This window comes from Sedimenticola thiotaurini (assembly GCF_001007875.1).
Taxonomy (GTDB): domain Bacteria; phylum Pseudomonadota; class Gammaproteobacteria; order Chromatiales; family Chromatiaceae; genus Sedimenticola; species Sedimenticola thiotaurini.
Genome location: NZ_CP011412.1, coordinates 854,333 through 871,659 on the forward strand (window position 1 = coordinate 854,333; position 17,327 = coordinate 871,659).

Annotated in this window: 19 protein-coding genes; 14 read left to right on the plus strand and 5 right to left on the minus strand. The window is 54.7% G+C overall.

Annotated elements, in window-relative coordinates; translation table 11 throughout:
- The first annotated feature begins 110 nt into the window (after nt 1-110).
- The 9 genes from fabG to AAY24_RS03815 all read left to right on the plus strand — a co-directional run bounded on the left by fabG (nt 111) and on the right by AAY24_RS03815 (nt 7,484).
- Nucleotides 111-851, plus strand: coding sequence for a 3-oxoacyl-ACP reductase FabG (gene fabG, locus AAY24_RS03775; protein WP_046858559.1), 741 nt, complete (start codon nt 111-113; stop codon nt 849-851).
- Between the two features lie 193 nt (nt 852-1,044).
- Nucleotides 1,045-1,278, plus strand: a complete 234-nt coding sequence (acpP, locus tag AAY24_RS03780) for an acyl carrier protein (protein ID WP_046858560.1) — start codon at nt 1,045-1,047, stop codon at nt 1,276-1,278.
- A 98-nt stretch (nt 1,279-1,376) separates the two neighbouring features.
- Complete coding sequence (fabF, locus tag AAY24_RS03785; protein ID WP_046858561.1) at nt 1,377-2,621, plus strand: beta-ketoacyl-ACP synthase II; 1,245 nt, start codon at nt 1,377-1,379, stop codon at nt 2,619-2,621.
- 208 nt (nt 2,622-2,829) lie between these two features.
- Nucleotides 2,830-3,597 (plus strand): aminodeoxychorismate lyase, encoded by a 768-nt coding sequence (pabC, locus tag AAY24_RS03790; RefSeq protein WP_234422274.1) that lies wholly within the window; start codon nt 2,830-2,832, stop codon nt 3,595-3,597.
- A gap of 50 nt (nt 3,598-3,647) precedes the next feature.
- Nucleotides 3,648-4,646 carry an endolytic transglycosylase MltG gene (gene mltG, locus AAY24_RS03795; RefSeq protein WP_046858563.1) on the plus strand — a complete coding sequence of 333 codons (999 nt, stop codon included), beginning with the start codon at nt 3,648-3,650 and terminating at the stop codon, nt 4,644-4,646.
- Between the two features lie 7 nt (nt 4,647-4,653).
- Nucleotides 4,654-5,298 carry a dTMP kinase gene (gene tmk, locus AAY24_RS03800; RefSeq protein ID WP_046858564.1) on the plus strand — a complete coding sequence of 215 codons (645 nt, stop codon included), beginning with the start codon at nt 4,654-4,656 and terminating at the stop codon, nt 5,296-5,298.
- Nucleotides 5,291-6,301, plus strand: coding sequence for a DNA polymerase III subunit delta' (locus AAY24_RS03805; RefSeq protein ID WP_046858565.1), 1,011 nt, complete (start codon nt 5,291-5,293; stop codon nt 6,299-6,301). Before tmk ends, AAY24_RS03805 begins: the two co-directional genes overlap by 8 nt.
- A 7-nt stretch (nt 6,302-6,308) precedes the next feature.
- The gene (locus AAY24_RS03810) at nt 6,309-6,668 is read left to right on the plus strand and encodes a PilZ domain-containing protein (RefSeq protein ID WP_082117015.1); all 360 of its coding nucleotides are present in this window, start codon (nt 6,309-6,311) and stop codon (nt 6,666-6,668) included.
- Between the two features lie 45 nt (nt 6,669-6,713).
- A complete protein-coding gene (locus AAY24_RS03815; RefSeq protein ID WP_046858567.1) occupies nt 6,714-7,484 on the plus strand; it encodes a TatD family hydrolase in 771 nt (256 codons plus the stop codon).
- Nucleotides 7,485-7,516: 32 nt separating this feature from the next.
- On the opposite strand, the gene AAY24_RS03820 is transcribed toward AAY24_RS03815, so the two are convergent.
- Both AAY24_RS03820 and AAY24_RS03825 read right to left on the minus strand, forming a co-directional pair.
- Complete coding sequence (locus tag AAY24_RS03820) at nt 7,517-7,915, minus strand: acyl-CoA thioesterase (RefSeq protein WP_046858568.1); 399 nt, start codon at nt 7,913-7,915, stop codon at nt 7,517-7,519.
- Nucleotides 7,916-8,000: 85 nt separating this feature from the next.
- Nucleotides 8,001-9,137, minus strand: coding sequence for an aminotransferase class V-fold PLP-dependent enzyme (locus AAY24_RS03825; RefSeq protein ID WP_046858569.1), 1,137 nt, complete (start codon nt 9,135-9,137; stop codon nt 8,001-8,003).
- A gap of 264 nt (nt 9,138-9,401) precedes the next feature.
- Between AAY24_RS03825 and AAY24_RS03830 the strand changes: the two genes are divergently transcribed.
- Nucleotides 9,402-10,160: a M90 family metallopeptidase gene (locus AAY24_RS03830; RefSeq protein ID WP_046858570.1), complete on the plus strand. Its 759-nt coding sequence runs from the start codon at nt 9,402-9,404 to the stop codon at nt 10,158-10,160.
- 46 nt (nt 10,161-10,206) lie between these two features.
- On the opposite strand, the gene AAY24_RS03835 is transcribed toward AAY24_RS03830, so the two are convergent.
- Nucleotides 10,207-11,109 (minus strand): LysR family transcriptional regulator, encoded by a 903-nt coding sequence (locus AAY24_RS03835; RefSeq protein WP_335337209.1) that lies wholly within the window; start codon nt 11,107-11,109, stop codon nt 10,207-10,209.
- Between the two features lie 183 nt (nt 11,110-11,292).
- Between AAY24_RS03835 and AAY24_RS03840 the strand changes: the two genes are divergently transcribed.
- Genes AAY24_RS03840 through AAY24_RS03850 form a run of 3 tightly spaced genes read left to right on the plus strand, consistent with a single transcriptional unit; the run spans nt 11,293 to nt 14,167 of the window.
- Nucleotides 11,293-12,327: a zinc-binding alcohol dehydrogenase family protein gene (locus AAY24_RS03840; RefSeq protein ID WP_046858571.1), complete on the plus strand. Its 1,035-nt coding sequence runs from the start codon at nt 11,293-11,295 to the stop codon at nt 12,325-12,327.
- Between the two features lie 24 nt (nt 12,328-12,351).
- Nucleotides 12,352-13,323: an LLM class oxidoreductase gene (locus AAY24_RS03845; protein ID WP_234422237.1), complete on the plus strand. Its 972-nt coding sequence runs from the start codon at nt 12,352-12,354 to the stop codon at nt 13,321-13,323.
- Between the two features lie 13 nt (nt 13,324-13,336).
- Nucleotides 13,337-14,167 carry an SDR family NAD(P)-dependent oxidoreductase gene (locus AAY24_RS03850; RefSeq protein ID WP_046858573.1) on the plus strand — a complete coding sequence of 277 codons (831 nt, stop codon included), beginning with the start codon at nt 13,337-13,339 and terminating at the stop codon, nt 14,165-14,167.
- Nucleotides 14,168-14,327: 160 nt separating this feature from the next.
- Here AAY24_RS03850 and nfsB read toward each other — a convergent pair whose 3' ends face one another.
- Together nfsB and AAY24_RS03860 are read right to left on the minus strand one after the other, a co-directional pair.
- Nucleotides 14,328-14,981, minus strand: coding sequence for an oxygen-insensitive NAD(P)H nitroreductase (gene nfsB / locus AAY24_RS03855; RefSeq protein ID WP_046858574.1), 654 nt, complete (start codon nt 14,979-14,981; stop codon nt 14,328-14,330).
- 762 nt (nt 14,982-15,743) lie between these two features.
- Nucleotides 15,744-16,298: a DUF3299 domain-containing protein gene (locus AAY24_RS03860; protein WP_052761036.1), complete on the minus strand. Its 555-nt coding sequence runs from the start codon at nt 16,296-16,298 to the stop codon at nt 15,744-15,746.
- A 389-nt stretch (nt 16,299-16,687) separates the two neighbouring features.
- On the opposite strand from AAY24_RS03860, the gene AAY24_RS03865 reads away from it, so the two are divergent.
- Complete coding sequence (locus tag AAY24_RS03865; RefSeq protein ID WP_046858575.1) at nt 16,688-17,326, plus strand: SOS response-associated peptidase; 639 nt, start codon at nt 16,688-16,690, stop codon at nt 17,324-17,326.
- Nucleotide 17,327 lies beyond the last annotated feature (1 nt).

Below are 17,327 nucleotides of genomic sequence, written 5' to 3' on the forward strand. Positions count from 1 at the left end.
CTGAATCAACTGGAGCAGGGTGAGTTTTGTCCTGATTGCTGGATGATCGCCCGTTGCCAGCTTTGCGTCCCGAGCAGCACGGTTCGGGACGGTAACGTTTGGAGATAGAGATGCTTGATAATGAAATTGCATTGGTAACCGGAGCAAGTCGTGGCATTGGCGCCGCCATCGCCAAAGGGCTTGGAGAGCAGGGAGCAACGGTTATCGGAACAGCGACTTCAGAATCGGGGGCGGCAGCCATCACGGCCCGTCTTGGCGAAGCCGGTATAAAAGGCGAGGGGATGGTGCTGAACGTCACCGATCCGGCCTCCATCGACGCCGTGCTGAAAGCTATTGCAGAGCGCTTTGGCGCACCCGGGATTCTGGTGAACAATGCCGGTATTACCCGGGATAACCTGCTGATGCGAATGAAGGATGAAGAGTGGGACAGCATCATGGAGACCAATCTCACTTCCATCTACCGCTTATCCAAAGCCTGTCTCCGGGCCATGATGAAGGCACGCAAGGGACGTATTATCAGTATCGCGTCAGTGGTTGGTTTTACCGGAAATGCCGGCCAGACCAATTATTCCGCAGCCAAGGCAGGGATGATCGGTTTCACCAAATCCCTGGCCCGGGAGGTTGGTTCCCGGGGCATCACGGTGAATGCGGTAGCCCCGGGTTTCATCGACACCGACATGACCCGTGAACTGCCCGAAGAGCAGCATAAAAAGCTGCTTTCTGAAATTCCTCTGGCCCGCTTGGGCGCGCCAGAGGAGATTGCCAGCGCCGTTGTTTTCCTGGCTTCACCGGCTGCGAATTACATAACTGGCGAAACTCTGCACGTAAATGGCGGCATGTATATGGGGTAAACCCTAACACCGGGGCCTCATTCCGTCTTTATATATTCAATCTATCGAATTGAAATTCATAGTTTTTTTTATCTCATCAAAAAACGAGAAATTAAAGGCCAATTTGCTTTGAACTTTTGAGGTTTGATGAATACAATACCCGTCGGTCGTGTGACAAGCCGGCCATATTTTTTTACCGGAGGAATTTAAGAACATGAGCTCTGTTGAAGAACGTGTTAAGAAGATAGTTGTTGAACAGCTGGGTGTATCTGAAGATGAGGTGACCCTGGAAGCCTCTTTCGTGGACGATCTGGGTGCGGACTCTCTTGACACAGTCGAGCTGGTCATGCAACTGGAAGAAGAGTTCGGTACTGAAATTCCAGATGAAGACGCCGAAAAGATCACCACTGTTAAACTGGCTGTTGAGTACATCAACGCGCATAGCTGATTCGTTCTCGCCCGTTTAATTTAAGGCCGCACAGCCGTCTATAGCGACTGGATGCGGCTTTTTGCTTTATTAAGATCCCAATAGGGGGTAGGCCTCAGATGTCTGAAAGAAGGGTTGTTATAACCGGGCTGGGTATGGTGACGCCGGTTGGACACACAGTTAACGAGTCCTGGGAGAATATTCTCGCGGGGAAGAGTGGTATTCAACCGATCACCCATTTCGATATTGAACCTTTCAGCGTCCATTTCGGTGGTCCGATCTATGATTTTGACGTGACCCAGTACGTGCCCAAGAAGGATGTCAGGAAAATGGATAAGTTCATCCATTACGGCATCGCCGCCGGGTCCCAGGCCATTGAAGATTCCGGACTGGAAATTAACGATGAGACCGCGCCCCGTATTGGTGTCGCTGTTGGTGCCGGTATCGGCGGTATCACCGGAATCGAGAACAGTTATCACGCCTACCTTAATGGCGGTCCACGAAAGATCTCCCCGTTCTTTGTACCGGCCAACATCATCAACATGGTGGCGGGTAACCTCTCGATCAAATATGGGCTGAGAGGTCCCAACTACTCAATCGTATCCGCTTGCAGTACCGGCACTCACAACATAGGCGAAGCGACCCGTCTGATTCGCCACGGTTATGTGGATGCCATGGTGGCCGGTGGTGCAGAGATGGCCACCTCGCCGGTTGGACTGGGTGGTTTTGCGGCCGCCCGGGCACTCTCCACCCGCAACGACGATCCCCAGGGCGCCAGCCGTCCCTGGGATCGGGATCGGGACGGCTTCGTCCTGAGTGACGGTGCCGGTGTTATGGTGCTGGAAGAGTATGAAGCGGCCAAGGCACGTGGTGCCAAAATTTATGCCGAGATCGTCGGCGTTGGAATGAACTCTGACGCCTATCACATGACCGCTCCGTCCGTGGGTGGCGAAGGTGCCAGTGAATGCATGCTGCTGGCCCTTAAGGATGGTGGCATCAATCGCGAACAGGTTGACTACATCAATGCCCACGGTACGTCGACGCCTGCAGGTGATGTGGCCGAGACCCGTGGCGTAAAGCGTGCGTTTGGCGACCACGCCTATAAGCTGGCCGTCAGCTCCACAAAATCGATGACTGGCCACATGCTGGGAGCCGCCGGCAGCGTGGAGGCGGTGTTTACTGCCCTGGCCATCCGCGACCAGGTTGCGCCACCGACCATCAATCTGGAGAACCCGGACCCGGATTGTGATCTGGATTACGTACCCAACACCGCCAGAGAGATGAAGATCGATGTGGCGATCTCCAACTCATTTGGGTTTGGTGGCACCAACGGTACGCTGGCCTTCCGTCGGGTGACTGACTGATTCCTATCCGTCAGATTACCGTCGATAGCGTATACGCAATAAAAAACGCCTATTACCAGGCGTTTTTTATTGTCAGGGCTATCAATCGAGTGCCGTTCAATCTATCTTACAGATCGATAAAATAACCCTGCAAACCGGTGTATAGAGAGGTACAGGCTTGTTAATCAACGGCAAAAGCGAAACCCGGATCGAAGCGAATGATCGTGGCTTGCAGTTTGGAGACGGGTTGTTTGAAACCATCGCCGTCAAAGATGGTGCCCCATGCCTGTGGCGCCGGCATATGGAGCGGTTGCTCGGTGGCTGTTCCCGGCTGGGTATCAAACCGCCCGATATTCATCAGCTGCGGCAAGAAGTTGACCGGGAAATTGGCAAAGCCGGGCGGGGAGTAATAAAGATTATTATCACCCGTGGACCTGGCCAGCGCGGGTATCGCCCCCAGGCGGAGAGTCAACCTAGCCGGATAATCAGTTTCAGCGATGAACCCTCTTTTCCGGAACAGGTGCATCAGCGGGGTATCGTGGCGCGCCTTTGCTCCACCCGGCTGGGTTGGAATCCGGCCCTGGCGGGCTTGAAACATCTGAACCGACTGGAGCAGGTATTGGCGCGGGATGAGTGGAATGATCCATCCATTCACGAAGGCCTGATGATGGACGCAGCCGGCCGGGTCATCGAGGGAACCAGTTCCAATCTGTTTGTGGTGCAGGATGAGAAGCTTTACACCCCCGATCTCAGCCGCTGTGGTGTGGCAGGCGTGATGCAGGGCAGAGTCATTGAAATCGCCGAAGAGCTGGATATCCCGGTCATTATCACCGATATATCCCTGCAGGATTTATGGGTCGCCGACGGTCTCTTTCTGACCAATTCACTGATCGGTATCTGGCCAATTCGGGAACTATCCGGACAGGAGTTTTCTCTCGATGCCTTGCCCCGGAATCTGATTGATGCCGTCCAGGAGCGGGGTTATAGTCTGAGCTGATGTTGTCTAAGTATTCTCCTTTAACTTACTGATCCGGCAGATTATTTTCGATGCTTTTTCGACTGCTTGGCATACTGATTCTTACCGGAAGTCTCGCCCTCGGTTGGGTGCTGATGTCGCTCGACAGCTTCAGCAATCAGCCCTTACAGCTGCCGGAGGCAGGGATCGCCTATGAAATTGTGCCGGGCAGTTCGCTCTCCGCCGTTGCCGGCGATCTGCAACAGCGTGGCTATATCAATAGCGCATTTTATTTCCGTTTGATGGCGCGACTGGAGGGCCAGGCAGGCAATATCAAGGCCGGCGAATACCACCTCAACGCAGGACTTACCCCCCGCTCACTGTTGACGTTGCTGGTTTCAGGGCAGGTAGTGAACCACACGCTCACCCTGGTAGAGGGATGGAATTTCCGCCAGGTGCTTGCCGCCGTTGCCGGCCATAAGGCCCTGAAACACACCCTGGAGGGTCTCTCCGATGAAGCGATCATGACCCGCCTTGGATCACCCGACATGCATCCGGAAGGGCGTTTTTTACCCGATACCTACCATTTTCCCAAGGGTACAACCGACCTTGATTTTCTCAAGCGGGCCAAGGTCGCCATGGAGCAGCTTCTGGAGCGGGAATGGGCAGCACGGGAAGAGGGATTGCCCCTCAAGACCCCCGATGAGGCCCTGATACTTGCCTCCATTGTGGAGAAGGAGACCGGCCACGCCGCCGAACGTCCAGAGATTGCCGGCGTATTTATACGCCGGCTCAGAAAAGGGATGCGACTGCAGACCGACCCGACCGTGATCTACGGCATGGGAGACGATTTTGATGGCAATATACGGCGTAGCGATCTTCGCAGGGATACACCCTACAATACCTATGTGCATCGGGGGTTGCCGCCCACGCCAATCAGCATGCCGGGTGCTGACGCCCTCCATGCTGTCCTGCATCCGGCCAAGGGAAACAGCCTCTACTTTGTCGCCAAGGGAAATGGTCAACACCACTTCTCCAGTACCCTGAGCGAACACAACCGGGCTGTCAGAAAATACCAGCTTAAGCGATAATCAAACCATGACGGTCAACAAGGGCAAGTTCATTACGGTAGAGGGTGGCGAGGGCGCCGGCAAGAGTTCAAATCTGGCCTTCATTCGCGACCTGCTGGAGCAGGCTGGCCATGAAGTGGTCTTCACCCGGGAACCGGGTGGCACGGCCTTGGGTGAGGATATCCGGGATCTTCTGCTGGGTCACAAACACACTGGCATGGGCCGGGACACGGAACTGCTGTTGATGTTTGCTGCCCGTGCAGAACACCTGACCCGCATCATCCTGCCCGCCCTGAATGCCGGTAAATGGGTACTTTGTGACCGCTTTACCGACGCTTCCTACGCTTACCAGGGCGGCGGACGGGGTATAGATATGGATCGGATCAATGTATTGGAAGAGTGGGTTCAGCAGGGTCTCAAACCTGATCTGACACTGCTGCTGGATCTGCCGGTCAAGACCGGACTGGATCGGGCCGGTCAACGCTCCGAACCGGATCGCTTCGAGGCTGAACAGCACGCTTTTTTTGAACGGGTACGTGAGACCTACCTGGCTATCGCAGAACAGGATAGGGCTCGGGTACAGGTTGTAGATGCCGCCGTGCCTCTGGGTCAGGTGCAGGAACAGATCCGTCTGGTTATGCAACGATTTGTCCAGGGGCAACTTGATGGATGAACCGTTAACGGACTATTCATCGATCGAGGCCGTGTTGCCCTGGCAGGCGACCCACTGGCAGCGCCTTATGGCTGCCAAGCAGTCCGCCCGTCTGCCCCACGCCTTGCTGCTTACCGGAGGACTGGGCCTGGGCAAATCCTGGTTCGCCCATCGGTTGGCCGCTGCATTGCTCTGTACGGAGCCCCAGGAGGAGGGCAGGCCCTGCGGAAACTGTCAGGGGTGCCGGTTGTTGCGTGCGGGCAGCCACCCGGATTTCACCTGGATTCAACCGGAAGAGCCGGGAAAAGCGATCAAGATCGATGCCATTAGAGAGTTTACCCAGAAAGAAGGGCTGACCAGCCGCTCCGGTGGCTATAAAATCATCATAATAGAACCGGCGGACGCCCTGAATACGGCAGCGGCGAACAGCCTGTTGAAGACCCTGGAGGAGCCGGTAGAACGCACCGTGATGGTGTTGGTGACGGCCAATGCCGGCCGCCTGCCAGCCACCATTCGAAGTCGTTGTCAGCGCTACCATTTTACTCCGCCCGATCCGGCGACCGCCCAGAACTGGCTGGCTGAGCAGATCCATGGTAATGGGGATCTCCCACTGCTGCTCTCGCTGGCCTCTGGCGCCCCCCTGCTGGCATTGAATTATGCCCGGGAAGGTATCCTGGAGGAGCGGGCCAGGGTGCTAGATGATCTGATTGGCATTCTGAAGGGGAGCGATCCCATCGGTGTAGCGCTGCGCTGGAGCAAACTTGACCAGTTGAGTCTGATCAACTGGTTCAGCGGCTGGGTGATAGACCTGATTCGGCTCAAAATAGCCCCGGAGTCTGCCCATATAATGAATGTGGATCAAAGGGATCGCTTGCATGCGCTGGCACGAAAGGTAAACTCTAGGAAGTTGTACGCGCTGTTGGACCAACTCCTGGAAGCAAACCGGACACTGGGCTCTCAGCTGAATACACAAATGCAATTGGAAAGCCTGCTGCTCAATTGGGCGGGCATCGGCGTTGGGTGAGATAAGTATGTCTGTAACGAATGCACCGGCAGCCCGACAAGGAATTCTCTCTTTGACTATCAAAGACAAGAACGCCTTGTACGCGGCTTATATGCAGTATGTTAAAAATGGCGGCCTTTTTATACCCACCAATAAAAAATATGGTTTGGGTGATGAAGTCTTCATGCTGTTGACCCTGATGGAGGAGACGGAACGCATACCGGTGGCAGGTAAAATCATCTGGATTACACCAGTTGGTGCCGAGGGAAACCGGGCTGCCGGCATCGGTGTTCAATTCAGTGACCAGGACGGAGGCATGGCCAGGAACAAGATTGAAGGCTACCTCGCCGGCGCACTGAAATCGGAGCGCCCCACCCACACCATGTAAACGCACCTCTGTTGGTGCGTTTGCACAACAGTTTAAGAGACCCTGATGCTTGTCGACTCCCACTGTCACCTGGACTGCCTGGATCTGGCGCCCTTTGATAACAGTTTTGAAAAAATGCTCGACTCCACCCGCAGCGCGGGTGTGGAGCACATGCTTTGTGTCTCCATCGACCTGGAGAGCTATCCGGCCATGCTGGCACTGGTGGAGGGGCAGCCCGACATCTCTATTTCAGTCGGCGTGCATCCCAATGATAAAGATAGAGAGGAACCGACCCCTGAACAGCTGGTGGAACTGGCCAAACACCCGAAAAATGTCGCCATTGGGGAAACCGGCCTGGACTATTTTCGCAGCGAAGGTGATCTGGAGTGGCAGCGTGACCGCTTTCGAAACCATATTGCTGCGGCCCGGATGTGCGATAAGCCACTGATTATTCATACCCGGGCCGCCCGGGAAGATACCATCCGTATCATGCAGGAGGAGGGCGCCCGGAGCGTCGGTGGAGTGATGCACTGCTTTACCGAGAATTGGGAGATGGCCAGACAGGCGCTGGATCTCGGCTTCTATATCTCATTTTCCGGCATCATCACCTTCAACAGCGCGGCCGATCTGCGGGAAGTGGCGAAAAAAGTCCCCCAAGACAGGATTCTTATAGAGACCGATTCACCCTTCCTGGCGCCGGTTCCCCTGCGGGGTAAATCCAATCTGCCGGCCTACGTGGCCCATGTGGCGGACAAGGTGGCGGACATCCGGGGGGTCGACCGGGAGCGCATCGAAGAGATTACCAAAGAAAATTTCTACAGGCTGTTTTTTAATTAATTATCAGATAGATATAGTCATTACCTGATAATTTATTTAATTAACTTCGGCCTGGAGTTCTCATCCAGTCCGACATAGGTGATAGAGGCCACAGCGACTCGCCCGACCGTATGGGGGTTTCTGTCCCGCTCTGCATAGACCTCCACTTTGACCCGTATCGATGTATTTCCTTTGCGCTCCACCTCAGCATAACAGCTGACCAGATCACCCACATGGACCGGTTTTTCAAATTGAAAGTCATGCACGGCGACAGTGGCCACCCGGGCGTCGGCCACCTGCATGGCGATGATACTCCCGGCAATATCCACCTGGGACATTAACCAGCCACCGAAGATATGGCCTGAAGGGTTGGTATCTGCCGGCATGGCGAGCACTCTGACCGTTAACTGACGTTCACCCGGGTTACGTTCTTCGATGGGGTATTTACTCATGGTTTATCTCAAGTGTTGGTTAAAATAGTCAATTAGTTTATCTAATAGTGTTTTATAAATAATAGCTTAATAGTTATTTTTAATGTTATTTATTGATAATTTCAGTCACTATCTGCATCGCGTCGTATAACTTCTGCTCGCCGGTATAAAAGTGGGGAGAAAACCGGATACCGCCGCCACGCGGTGCGCAGATCACACGACGCTGCATCAACTCCCGGTAGACCTGTTCGTGGTCACCGAACGTTACCCTGAAAGTGACGATTCCCGAGCGACGATGCTGTTCTGGTGAACTGGTCAGTTGGAGTTGATCGTGTTCAGCAATCAGGTGGATGAGCAGATCGGTATTGCCTAGAATAGCAGCCTCTATCTGCTCCAGCCCAATCTCTTTGATGAGTGAGATACTGCTGTTAAGTGCATGAATACCCAGCATATTGGGACTGCCACATTCGAAGCGCTGTCCGCTGCTGGCGGGGGTGGTTTCCAGGCTGTCGTAATCACCGGCCGCCGCCAGCATGTGCCAGCCAAACTGGTGCAGTTTCAGCTGCTCCCGGATATTCCGAGCTGTGTAGAGCAGGGCCACACCCTCGGGTCCAAGCATCCATTTGTGGCCATCAGCCACGACAAAATCTGCAGCTATCCGGTTTACATCAAACGCCAGGGCGCCCAGGCTCTGAATTGCGTCGACACAGAACAGGATCTGCCGTTCCCGGCAATAACGACCAATGGATTCCAGGTCCATACGCAGCCCCGTGGCGTACTGCACCGAACTCACACTGATCAGTCGGGTGTTTTCATCACAGGCCGCCAGCAGGGCGGTTTCCGGCGTCTGCTCCGGGCCGGGTTCGATTATCCTCGCCTCCACACCATAACGGGCCAGGCTTTGCCAGACGACCCGGTTGGAGGGAAACTCCTGTTTCAGGAAGACCACGTTCTGTCCCGCCTGCCACTCCAGGCCGTGGGCGATGGTTGATAGCGCCTCGGAAGTGCTTTTCTGAATCGAGATATCATCGAGGGATGATGCATTGATCAACCAGGCAAGATTTGCCCGCAACTGGCGCTCGGTCTCCATCCATTGCAAATAGTGGGTCGCGCCCAGACTACTGTTTTCGTCAGCAAATTGTTTGACCGCCTCGGCGGTACAGCGCGGCCAAGGGGCCACGGCGGCATGGTTCAGGTAGATCAGGTCATCCTGCAAGCCGAATAGATTTTTCTCATCTTTCATAGAGCACGTTACCGTGGTTGGTCGGTTAGGGTCCCAGGATAGCGCGTTTTGCCAGGGTTCGGATAAAACCCGGACATGGGTGAACTGAACCGGCGATGATGGCGTCCAACTGTCCAGGAGCAACTGCAGGCCCCCTAAACAACGATGCCAGAACGGGCAGCTAAATAAAAGTAGGCTACGCACTGGTGAACTGTAGCCCGCCGTAATCCGACGGGCCGTTTTCAATCAATCTTTTTTGAATCTTTCAATCCGGTAGGTCGTGTGATGTGGTCGTATCAGGCGTGGCGTAACAGACGTATTCTCTCCCGTAGCTCTGTGGATGAATCGGTCTGGATGGGGCTGTTCGAGCGTATGCCCTTGTTGCATCGTCTGAATCTGGAAGAGTGGGGACGTCTACGCGAACTATCGTTGCTGTTTTTACATGCCAAGGCGATTGAACCGGTTCAGGGCTTGGAACTGGGTCAGGAACAGCGCTTGCTGATCGCTGTGCAGGCCTGTCTGCCGATTCTGAACCTGAACCTGGACTGGCTCGACGGCTGGGTGGAAATCATTGTCTATCCGGATGCATTTATCACCCGAAGGGAAGCGGTGGATGGGGCTGGTGTGGTGCATACACACCGCAATATCCTGGGTGGCGAAGCCTGGCTGCGGGGTCCCCTGGTACTCTCCTGGCGTGATATCGAAGCCTCAGAACCGGGCCAGAACCTGGTTATCCACGAAATAGCTCACAAGCTGGATATGCTGGACGGGCGGGCCAACGGTTACCCACCCATCCATAAGCAGATGATCCGACAGGAGTGGAGCGCCAAATTTACAGCGGCCTATGATGATCTGTTACATCGCTGTAATAGGGGGGAGGAGAGCGGGATCAACCCCTACGCGGCGGAAAATCCGGCTGAATTCTTCGCCGTGTGCAGTGAATATTTTTTCCAGTCCCCTGAGCTTCTGGCGCGAATTTATCCCCAGGTTTATGGCCAGTTGAGCCTTTTTTACCGCCAGTCTCCGTTACCTGAAAGCGACTGATTTCGGTCTGAACAGCGGCCATCCGGTTGGCTTGGCTCCGTGGGCTCTAGTCGAGAACGCTGCGCTCCAGAAATCCTTTTTCTACCAACTGATTGAGTATCTCTCTGCTCTTCTCCTGAAAACGGTCCCTGAGTAGCCGTACCGCTGGTGTGATGGATTGCCGACTCGGACAGACAAGCCAGAGTTCGGTAGCTCTGGGCTTGAACTCGGGCAGGAGATTGACCACTCTTCCTGACAGCAGATCGGCGGACATGTCCAGACACGATTTTATCGCCACCCCTTTTCCGGCCACACACCAGCGTCTCACCAGATCGCCGTCATTGGAGGCGCGATCCCCGCGCATCTTGACCTTGTACTCTGTCCCGTTATGGGAGAACACCCAGAGATCGTGGATGACATCGTAGAGCTGATAGAACAACCCGTTGTGTGCGGCCAGGTCATGGGGGTGTTCCGGGGTTCCGTGCTTATCCAGGTACCCCTGGGTGGCGCAGAGAATGCCGGGGACATTGCAGATCTTGAAACCGTACAGATTAGCGTCAGTAGGGGAGCCGTAGCGTAGCGCCAGGTCTACGGAATCACGATAAAAGTCGATATTGCTGTCGCTGATGTTGATTTTCAGGCTGACGCCGGGGTAGATGTCCAGAAACTCATCAAGCCAGGGTGTCACCAGGTTTCGACCCAGGTCCGATGACAGGGCGATACGCAGTTCACCATCCACAATATCCAGACTATCCCGCATGTTCTGCCTGGCTTGTTCCAACAGGTTCAGCGCCTGTTCGCACTGGGGGATATAACGCTCTCCCGCACTGGAGAGCCGCAGCTGTCGCGTAGTGCGGATAAACAGCTCCATACCCAGGGCATTTTCCACCCGTTTAATCGCCGCACTGGCGGTGGCTGTACGCATATCCAGGTTGGTAGCTGCCGCCGTAATACTACGAAATTCAGCCACTTTCAGGACAACTTGAAGATCTTCCAGTAACATATTATCCAATATTATTTGATAATGTTTCGTGCATTATCCTGTTTATAGGATAACAATCAATCCCTACCATCTACCCCAGTGAATAGTCGGGGTTGCCTCCTGCAACTTCGCTCTACTCCCCATCCGGGGATGATCAACTGGAGAAATTTTATGAAAGCTGTTGGATATACCAAATGCCTGCCGATCGACAACGTGGACGCCTTAACCGATATTGAATTGCCCCAGCCGGTAGCGACCGGACGGGATCTGCTGATAAAAGTCGAGGCAATAGCGGTGAATCCTGCTGATTACAAGGTGCGCCAGAATATGGCACCGGCAGCGGGCGAAACCAAGGTGATTGGCTGGGACGCCGTCGGTGAGGTGATTGCAGCAGGGGAGTCAGTCAGCCGCTTCAAACCGGGGGATAGGGTCTATTATGCGGGCGACATCACCCGCCCGGGCTGCAACGCCGAATATCAACTGGTGGATGAACGTATTGTTGGCCACAAGCCGAAAAGCCTGTCAGACGCCGAAGCCGCTGCCTTGCCCCTGACCGCCATCACCGCCTGGGAAATTTTATTTGAGCATCTGGGTCTACAACAGCAGCACCCGGACACCGTGGAAAAATCTGCAGATATCATTCTGGTGGTCGGCGCGGCCGGTGGTGTGGGTTCGATTCTGGTTCAGCTGGCCAGCACGATCACCGGGGCAACCATTATCGCCACCGCTTCCCGTGAAAGCTCCCAGGCCTGGGTGAAAAAACTGGGCGCGCATCATGTGATTGATCACACCAAACCCATGCAGCCGCAGATCGAGGCACTGGGTATTGGTCAGGTTACCCATGTGGCCAGCCTGAACAGCACCGACTCCTACTTCGAGAGTTATACCGAGCTTCTGGCACCCTTTGGCAGGATTGCCATGATCGATGACCCGGAATCCCTGGATGTGACCAAGCTGAAACCCAGAAGCCTGTCACTACACTGGGAGTTCATGTTCGCCCGCTCCATGTTTCAGGCGCCCGATATGGCGGAGCAGGGCCGGCTGCTCAATCGTGTCTCGGATCTGGTGGATCAGGGCTATATTAAGACAACCATCGGCAAAAACCTCGGGGTCATCAATGCTGAAAACCTCCGGACAGCGCACCAGGCGTTGGAAACCGGTCGCTCAATCGGCAAGATCGTCCTGGAAGGTTTTCAGCTGTCCTGAATGGAGTCAACAGAGACCGAGCCCATGGATACGCGGAAATTTCAGACCATTAACAGAGGGTACAACAGCACCTTCCAGCCCAACCGTCTGAGCCTTGGCCTGGTGGTACCGCTTGAGCACTATGCAACCGGTCCGGTGCCAACCATTACGCGTCACCTGGAGCGTGTTCAACTGGTGGAACAGCTGGGCTTTGCCGCCGTCTGGTTGCGGGATGTACCGTTTAATGTCCCGTCCTTTGGCGATGCGGGACAGACTTTCGATCCGTTTGTCTATCTCGGCCTGCTGGCTGCCCGGACAGAGCGGATCGCCCTTGGCGTCGCCAGTATCGTGCTGCCGCTGCGCCACCCGGCGCATGTGGCCAAGGCGGCGGCCAGCGTGGACCTGTTGTCCGGGGGCAGACTCATCCTGGGCGTGGCATCGGGCGACCGGCCCGAGGAGTATCCGGCGCTCAATCTGCCGTTTGCCGAGCGGGGTGCCCGTTTCCGTACCAGCTTTGACTATATCAGGCGGATGTGGGAAGAGCGGCCAGCATTCGATAATCCGTTTGGCTCGCTTCAGGGCGACCTGGATATGTTGCCGAAACCGTTCTCCGGAAGGGTGCCGCTGCTAATCACCGGTGGCAGCCAGCAGGATCCGGACTGGATCGCCCGGAACGGCGAGGGCTGGATAACCTATCCGCGCGGTGTGGCAGCACAGGCCCGTATCATCAGTGATTGGCGGGAACGGGTGAAAGCGGCAGATGAGCCCGCCAAGCCCGCCGTACAATCGCTCTATATCGACCTGACCGAAGACCCGGAAGCGGTTCCAGAACCGATTCACCTGGGTTTCCGCCTGGGCATAAACCATCTTCGACGCTATCTGCAATCCCTGCAGGAGATCGGCATCAACCATGTTGCCCTGAACCTGCGCTTCAACCGGGCGGATATCGAAACAACCCTGAAACAGCTGGCCGATGAGCTGTTGGCGGATTTTCCCGGGCCGGATCCTATTGAATAAGGAAAGAGAGATTATGCAAAAAACCATTCTTGTTACCGGTTCCACAGACGGTATCGGGTTGGAGACCGCCCGGACGCTGGTTGCTCGGGGCCATCGCGTGCTGCTGCATGGCCGTAATCCCGCCAAATTGGAAGAGGTGGAACGCTCCCTCTCCGGGATACCGGGTGATGGCGCGGTTAAGAGCTACGTGGCCGATCTGTCCCAACTGGCTGTAGTGGATAAATTGGCCCGGGCGATCACGGAGCGGCACGCAACACTGGATGTTTTGATCAACAATGCGGGGGTATTCAAAAGCGCCAATCCCATTACGGAGAATGGACTCGATGTGCGCTTTGCAGTCAATAGCATCGCACCCTATATGCTGACCCAACGCCTGTTGCCACTGCTGGGAACGACCGGGCGGGTAATCAACCTCTCATCCGCCGCTCAGTCCCCGGTCAACGTGAAGGCATTGGCAGGAGAGGTCAGACTGGACGACGACTTCAGTGCCTATGCACAAAGCAAACTGGCATTGACTATGTGGTCCCGCAGCCTGGCCCTGTCCCTGAAGGAAGCGGGGCCGGCCATAATCGCGGTCAACCCCGGCTCCTTGCTCGGCACCAAGATGGTGAAAGAGGGTTTTGGTACCGCGGGTAAAGATATCCGTATTGGCGCGGATATATTGACCCGTACGGCGCTGGATGATGGGTTTCAGCACGCATCCGGCCGCTATTTTGACAATGATACCAGGGCGTTCGCTTCGCCCCATGCCGATGCGCTCGATCCCGATAAAACCGCGATTGTTGTGCAGGCGATCGACAAAGTGGTGGCCGGTATGACCGACCAGTGGGGAAGTTCTGACTGAATGACACTGGACTTGAACAATTCACCGCCAGTGAGAGCAGGGGATAACCAGATCCTCCCGGATAGCGATACAGCACTGGTTGGGTGCCTCGCCGTAAACACAAGATGCCGGCGACCCGGGTCGCCGGCCGCAGTCGGTTATCTGATATCCAGAACCGGCGTTAAATATCGGTGAAAATTTTCTCGGCCGGCAGACGGGACTTGGGCAGTGAGGCGTTAAAATCGTCTTCGCTGCGGTAACCCAATGCAACCACAACGATGCTGGTGAGGCTTTTCTCCCGCAGCCCCAGGACCTCATCCATGATCCGGTGATCAAATCCCTCAATCGGGCAGGCGTCCACTTCCAGCGTGGCGGCGCCCAGCAGCAGGGTCCCGAGGGAGAGATAGACCTGTTTCTCCATCCAGTGCTGGGTATCCTTGAGGTCAAATTGATGCAGGTTGGCGTAGAAACTGCGTCCAGTATGCTGACCCTGTTTAGCCTCCGCATTGGCAAAGCGTCCATCCCGATCTTCCTGTTCCAGTACCTGCGTCAGATACTCCTGATCCATCGACGTGCGGGCACAGAAAACCACCACATGTGATGCGTTAAGGATTTTCGGTTCATTGTAGGGATAATCGGCAGCGGTGGCGCTGGCCACCTTTTGTTTACCTTCGTCGGTGCTGGCAATCACATAGTGCCATGGCTGGGAGTTGACCGACGATGGGCTGAATCGCAGCAGAGTCCGCAGCTGGTCGAAGGTTTTATCATTGATTTTCAGGTTCTTATCAAATGCCTTGGTAGCATGCCGGGTCTGGGCAAAATGGGCGATATTCATGGTTGTCTTGTCTCTGTTCCTGGGTTGGGATTCCGTGGTTGTTCATCTTAGTGGGCAATCCTAATCACCATGGATAGGTGGAAAAACCGCCATGGTGGAGAATAAGTTTCAAAATTAATTTGAAAATGAAGCGCTCAAATCCAGGGATTGAGTATGCCTTACATCTCTGCATGCCCGACGGAGAGACCGACGACGGGGCAGGAAACTTACCACAACGACCAAATCTCTCAAATTACTTAGGCAGCAAGTCCAGGTTAATTTAGAAAAGGGGTCATTATGCCAGTTCCAATGGTTTTCCCGGTTAAAACCCCATAACAGAAGAATTACGGGTGGTTTCGGACTGATATATAAATGCGCATAATGTATATTATGTTAAATTATCAATTCGGATAGAACAGCCGGATAGGAAATCGTTAACGTATGGTGTTGTCTCCCACCGATCGGCAGGTATACAGGATATTTAAGGGATTGGCCCGTCCTGAATGTTATCGGGGGCTCGAATTGCACGCTCCTGTGGTATTGCACGCCCTGTCCCGAATTCACTGAAGAAACCGCAATGACAACGACCCAGACCGGAAAAGCGCATCCGGTTTTCCTCTTCGCAGGCCTCATATGTATCGAAGGAGATCAGCCTCTTGAACCTGTTGGCTAAATTCGCTGTTGTTGGCGGATGAAGATGGCAACTTGGTAATCCGACCCCCGGCGCCGAAATTGACCAGCAAACCAGTAGTGTCGCCAGGCAATATATCCGCCAGAGCATCTTCATTCGTATGGCTCGACCTTGCTTGCATGTAGCGTATAACCCGCATCCGCGATATCGGTACTCAGCTTTTCCGCATTTATCACACCGGTCACCCACACTGTATCGAACAGCTTGCGGATCTCTACACCCTGCTTCTCCTGTACGGTGACATAAACGGTCTGGTTTGCAGGAGGTGGTGGTACATGGATGCAGGCACCGTAATAAGGGACCAGCAGGAATTCCGAGGTCCGCTGCCCGTCGCCCTCCAGCGGCACGACAAATCCGGGGAGTTTGACCGTTTTGCCATTCAGCGCGGTGTTTATCGGCGCACTATTCCATAGCTCCTTGAGTTTTGCCTGGAGTTCGGTGATCAGGGGATCATCGTCTGAAAGCTCATCAATGTTGTATTTTTCCTGGTACTGCTCCAGGAGCGCATCTGGGCTGTAGCCCTCGGGAACCAGTTCAGCCCATTCCAGTTCCTCTACCCCGTTCTCCGCTGCACCGAGGTTACCTGCCGCGACAAGGGCGGTGATAAAAATAAAAATTAAACGTTTTATTAGTATCTTATGGAACATTATTTAATCTCTTTCTAACAAGGCTTGATTAACGCCGTAGGCCGAAACCAAATCCACCAGCGGTCCGGCAGCGATATAATTGTAGCGACCCCATTCCCTTAGATATCTATCGCTATAGCAATCCCATAGCACCCTCTTTTTCTCTTCACAGAGCCTGTTGACCTTGACCAGATGTATACTACGGTCAAATGCCGGGTCGTGAACCGAACCGTGATTGACAGATACCAGGCGGTTCTCCTGCTCAAATGAGTTGTTCAGCAGCAGTTGCAGAAACTGGTTATGCCGATGGAATATCAAGCCACTATACTCGCACGAAATGATTTCCGCTTTAAACTGCCCGATTATGACTCACCAAATTACCGGCTTGTCCCTTTGAGGAGCTATGTAGCATGTGTGGACGCTATGCCAACCATGTCGATGTCACTTCTGAGTGGCTGGATATCCTGAAGGATTGGCCGGCCGGCATCTCCACCGGGTTCAATATTGCACCGACCCAGACCATTCCCGCCATCCGGGAAGATGGGACTTTCCCTATGCGTTGGGGCCTGGTTCCGGCCTGGTCAAAAGAGGCCTCCCCCAGGTACGCCACCTTCAATGCACGGCTGGAATCGGCAAGTGAAAAGCCGACGTTTCGCAATGCCTGGCACCACGCCCAGACCTGCCTGATTCCGGCCCTGGGTTATTACGAATGGCGTACCGAACAGGGTGTAAAACAGCCCTACTTCGTCCAGGCGCCGGCACAGATGGGGTTATTGGTGTTTGCCGGTCTGTGGGAACTGCGCGAGGGAGCCTACTCCTGCACCATATTGACACGGGAATCTGCCGGAGATCTGGCCCAACTCCATAGCCGGATGCCGGTGATGCTGGCACCGGACGATGCCCGCAGCTGGCTGACAGAGGGGTGCCGAGCCGCTGATCGTCTCTGGGAATCCTCTATACACCAGGATCTGCAGTATCACGCAGTGGGTCGGGCCGTGGGTAATACACATAACCAGGGGGAAGTACTGATCCAGCCGATCCGGAAGTGAT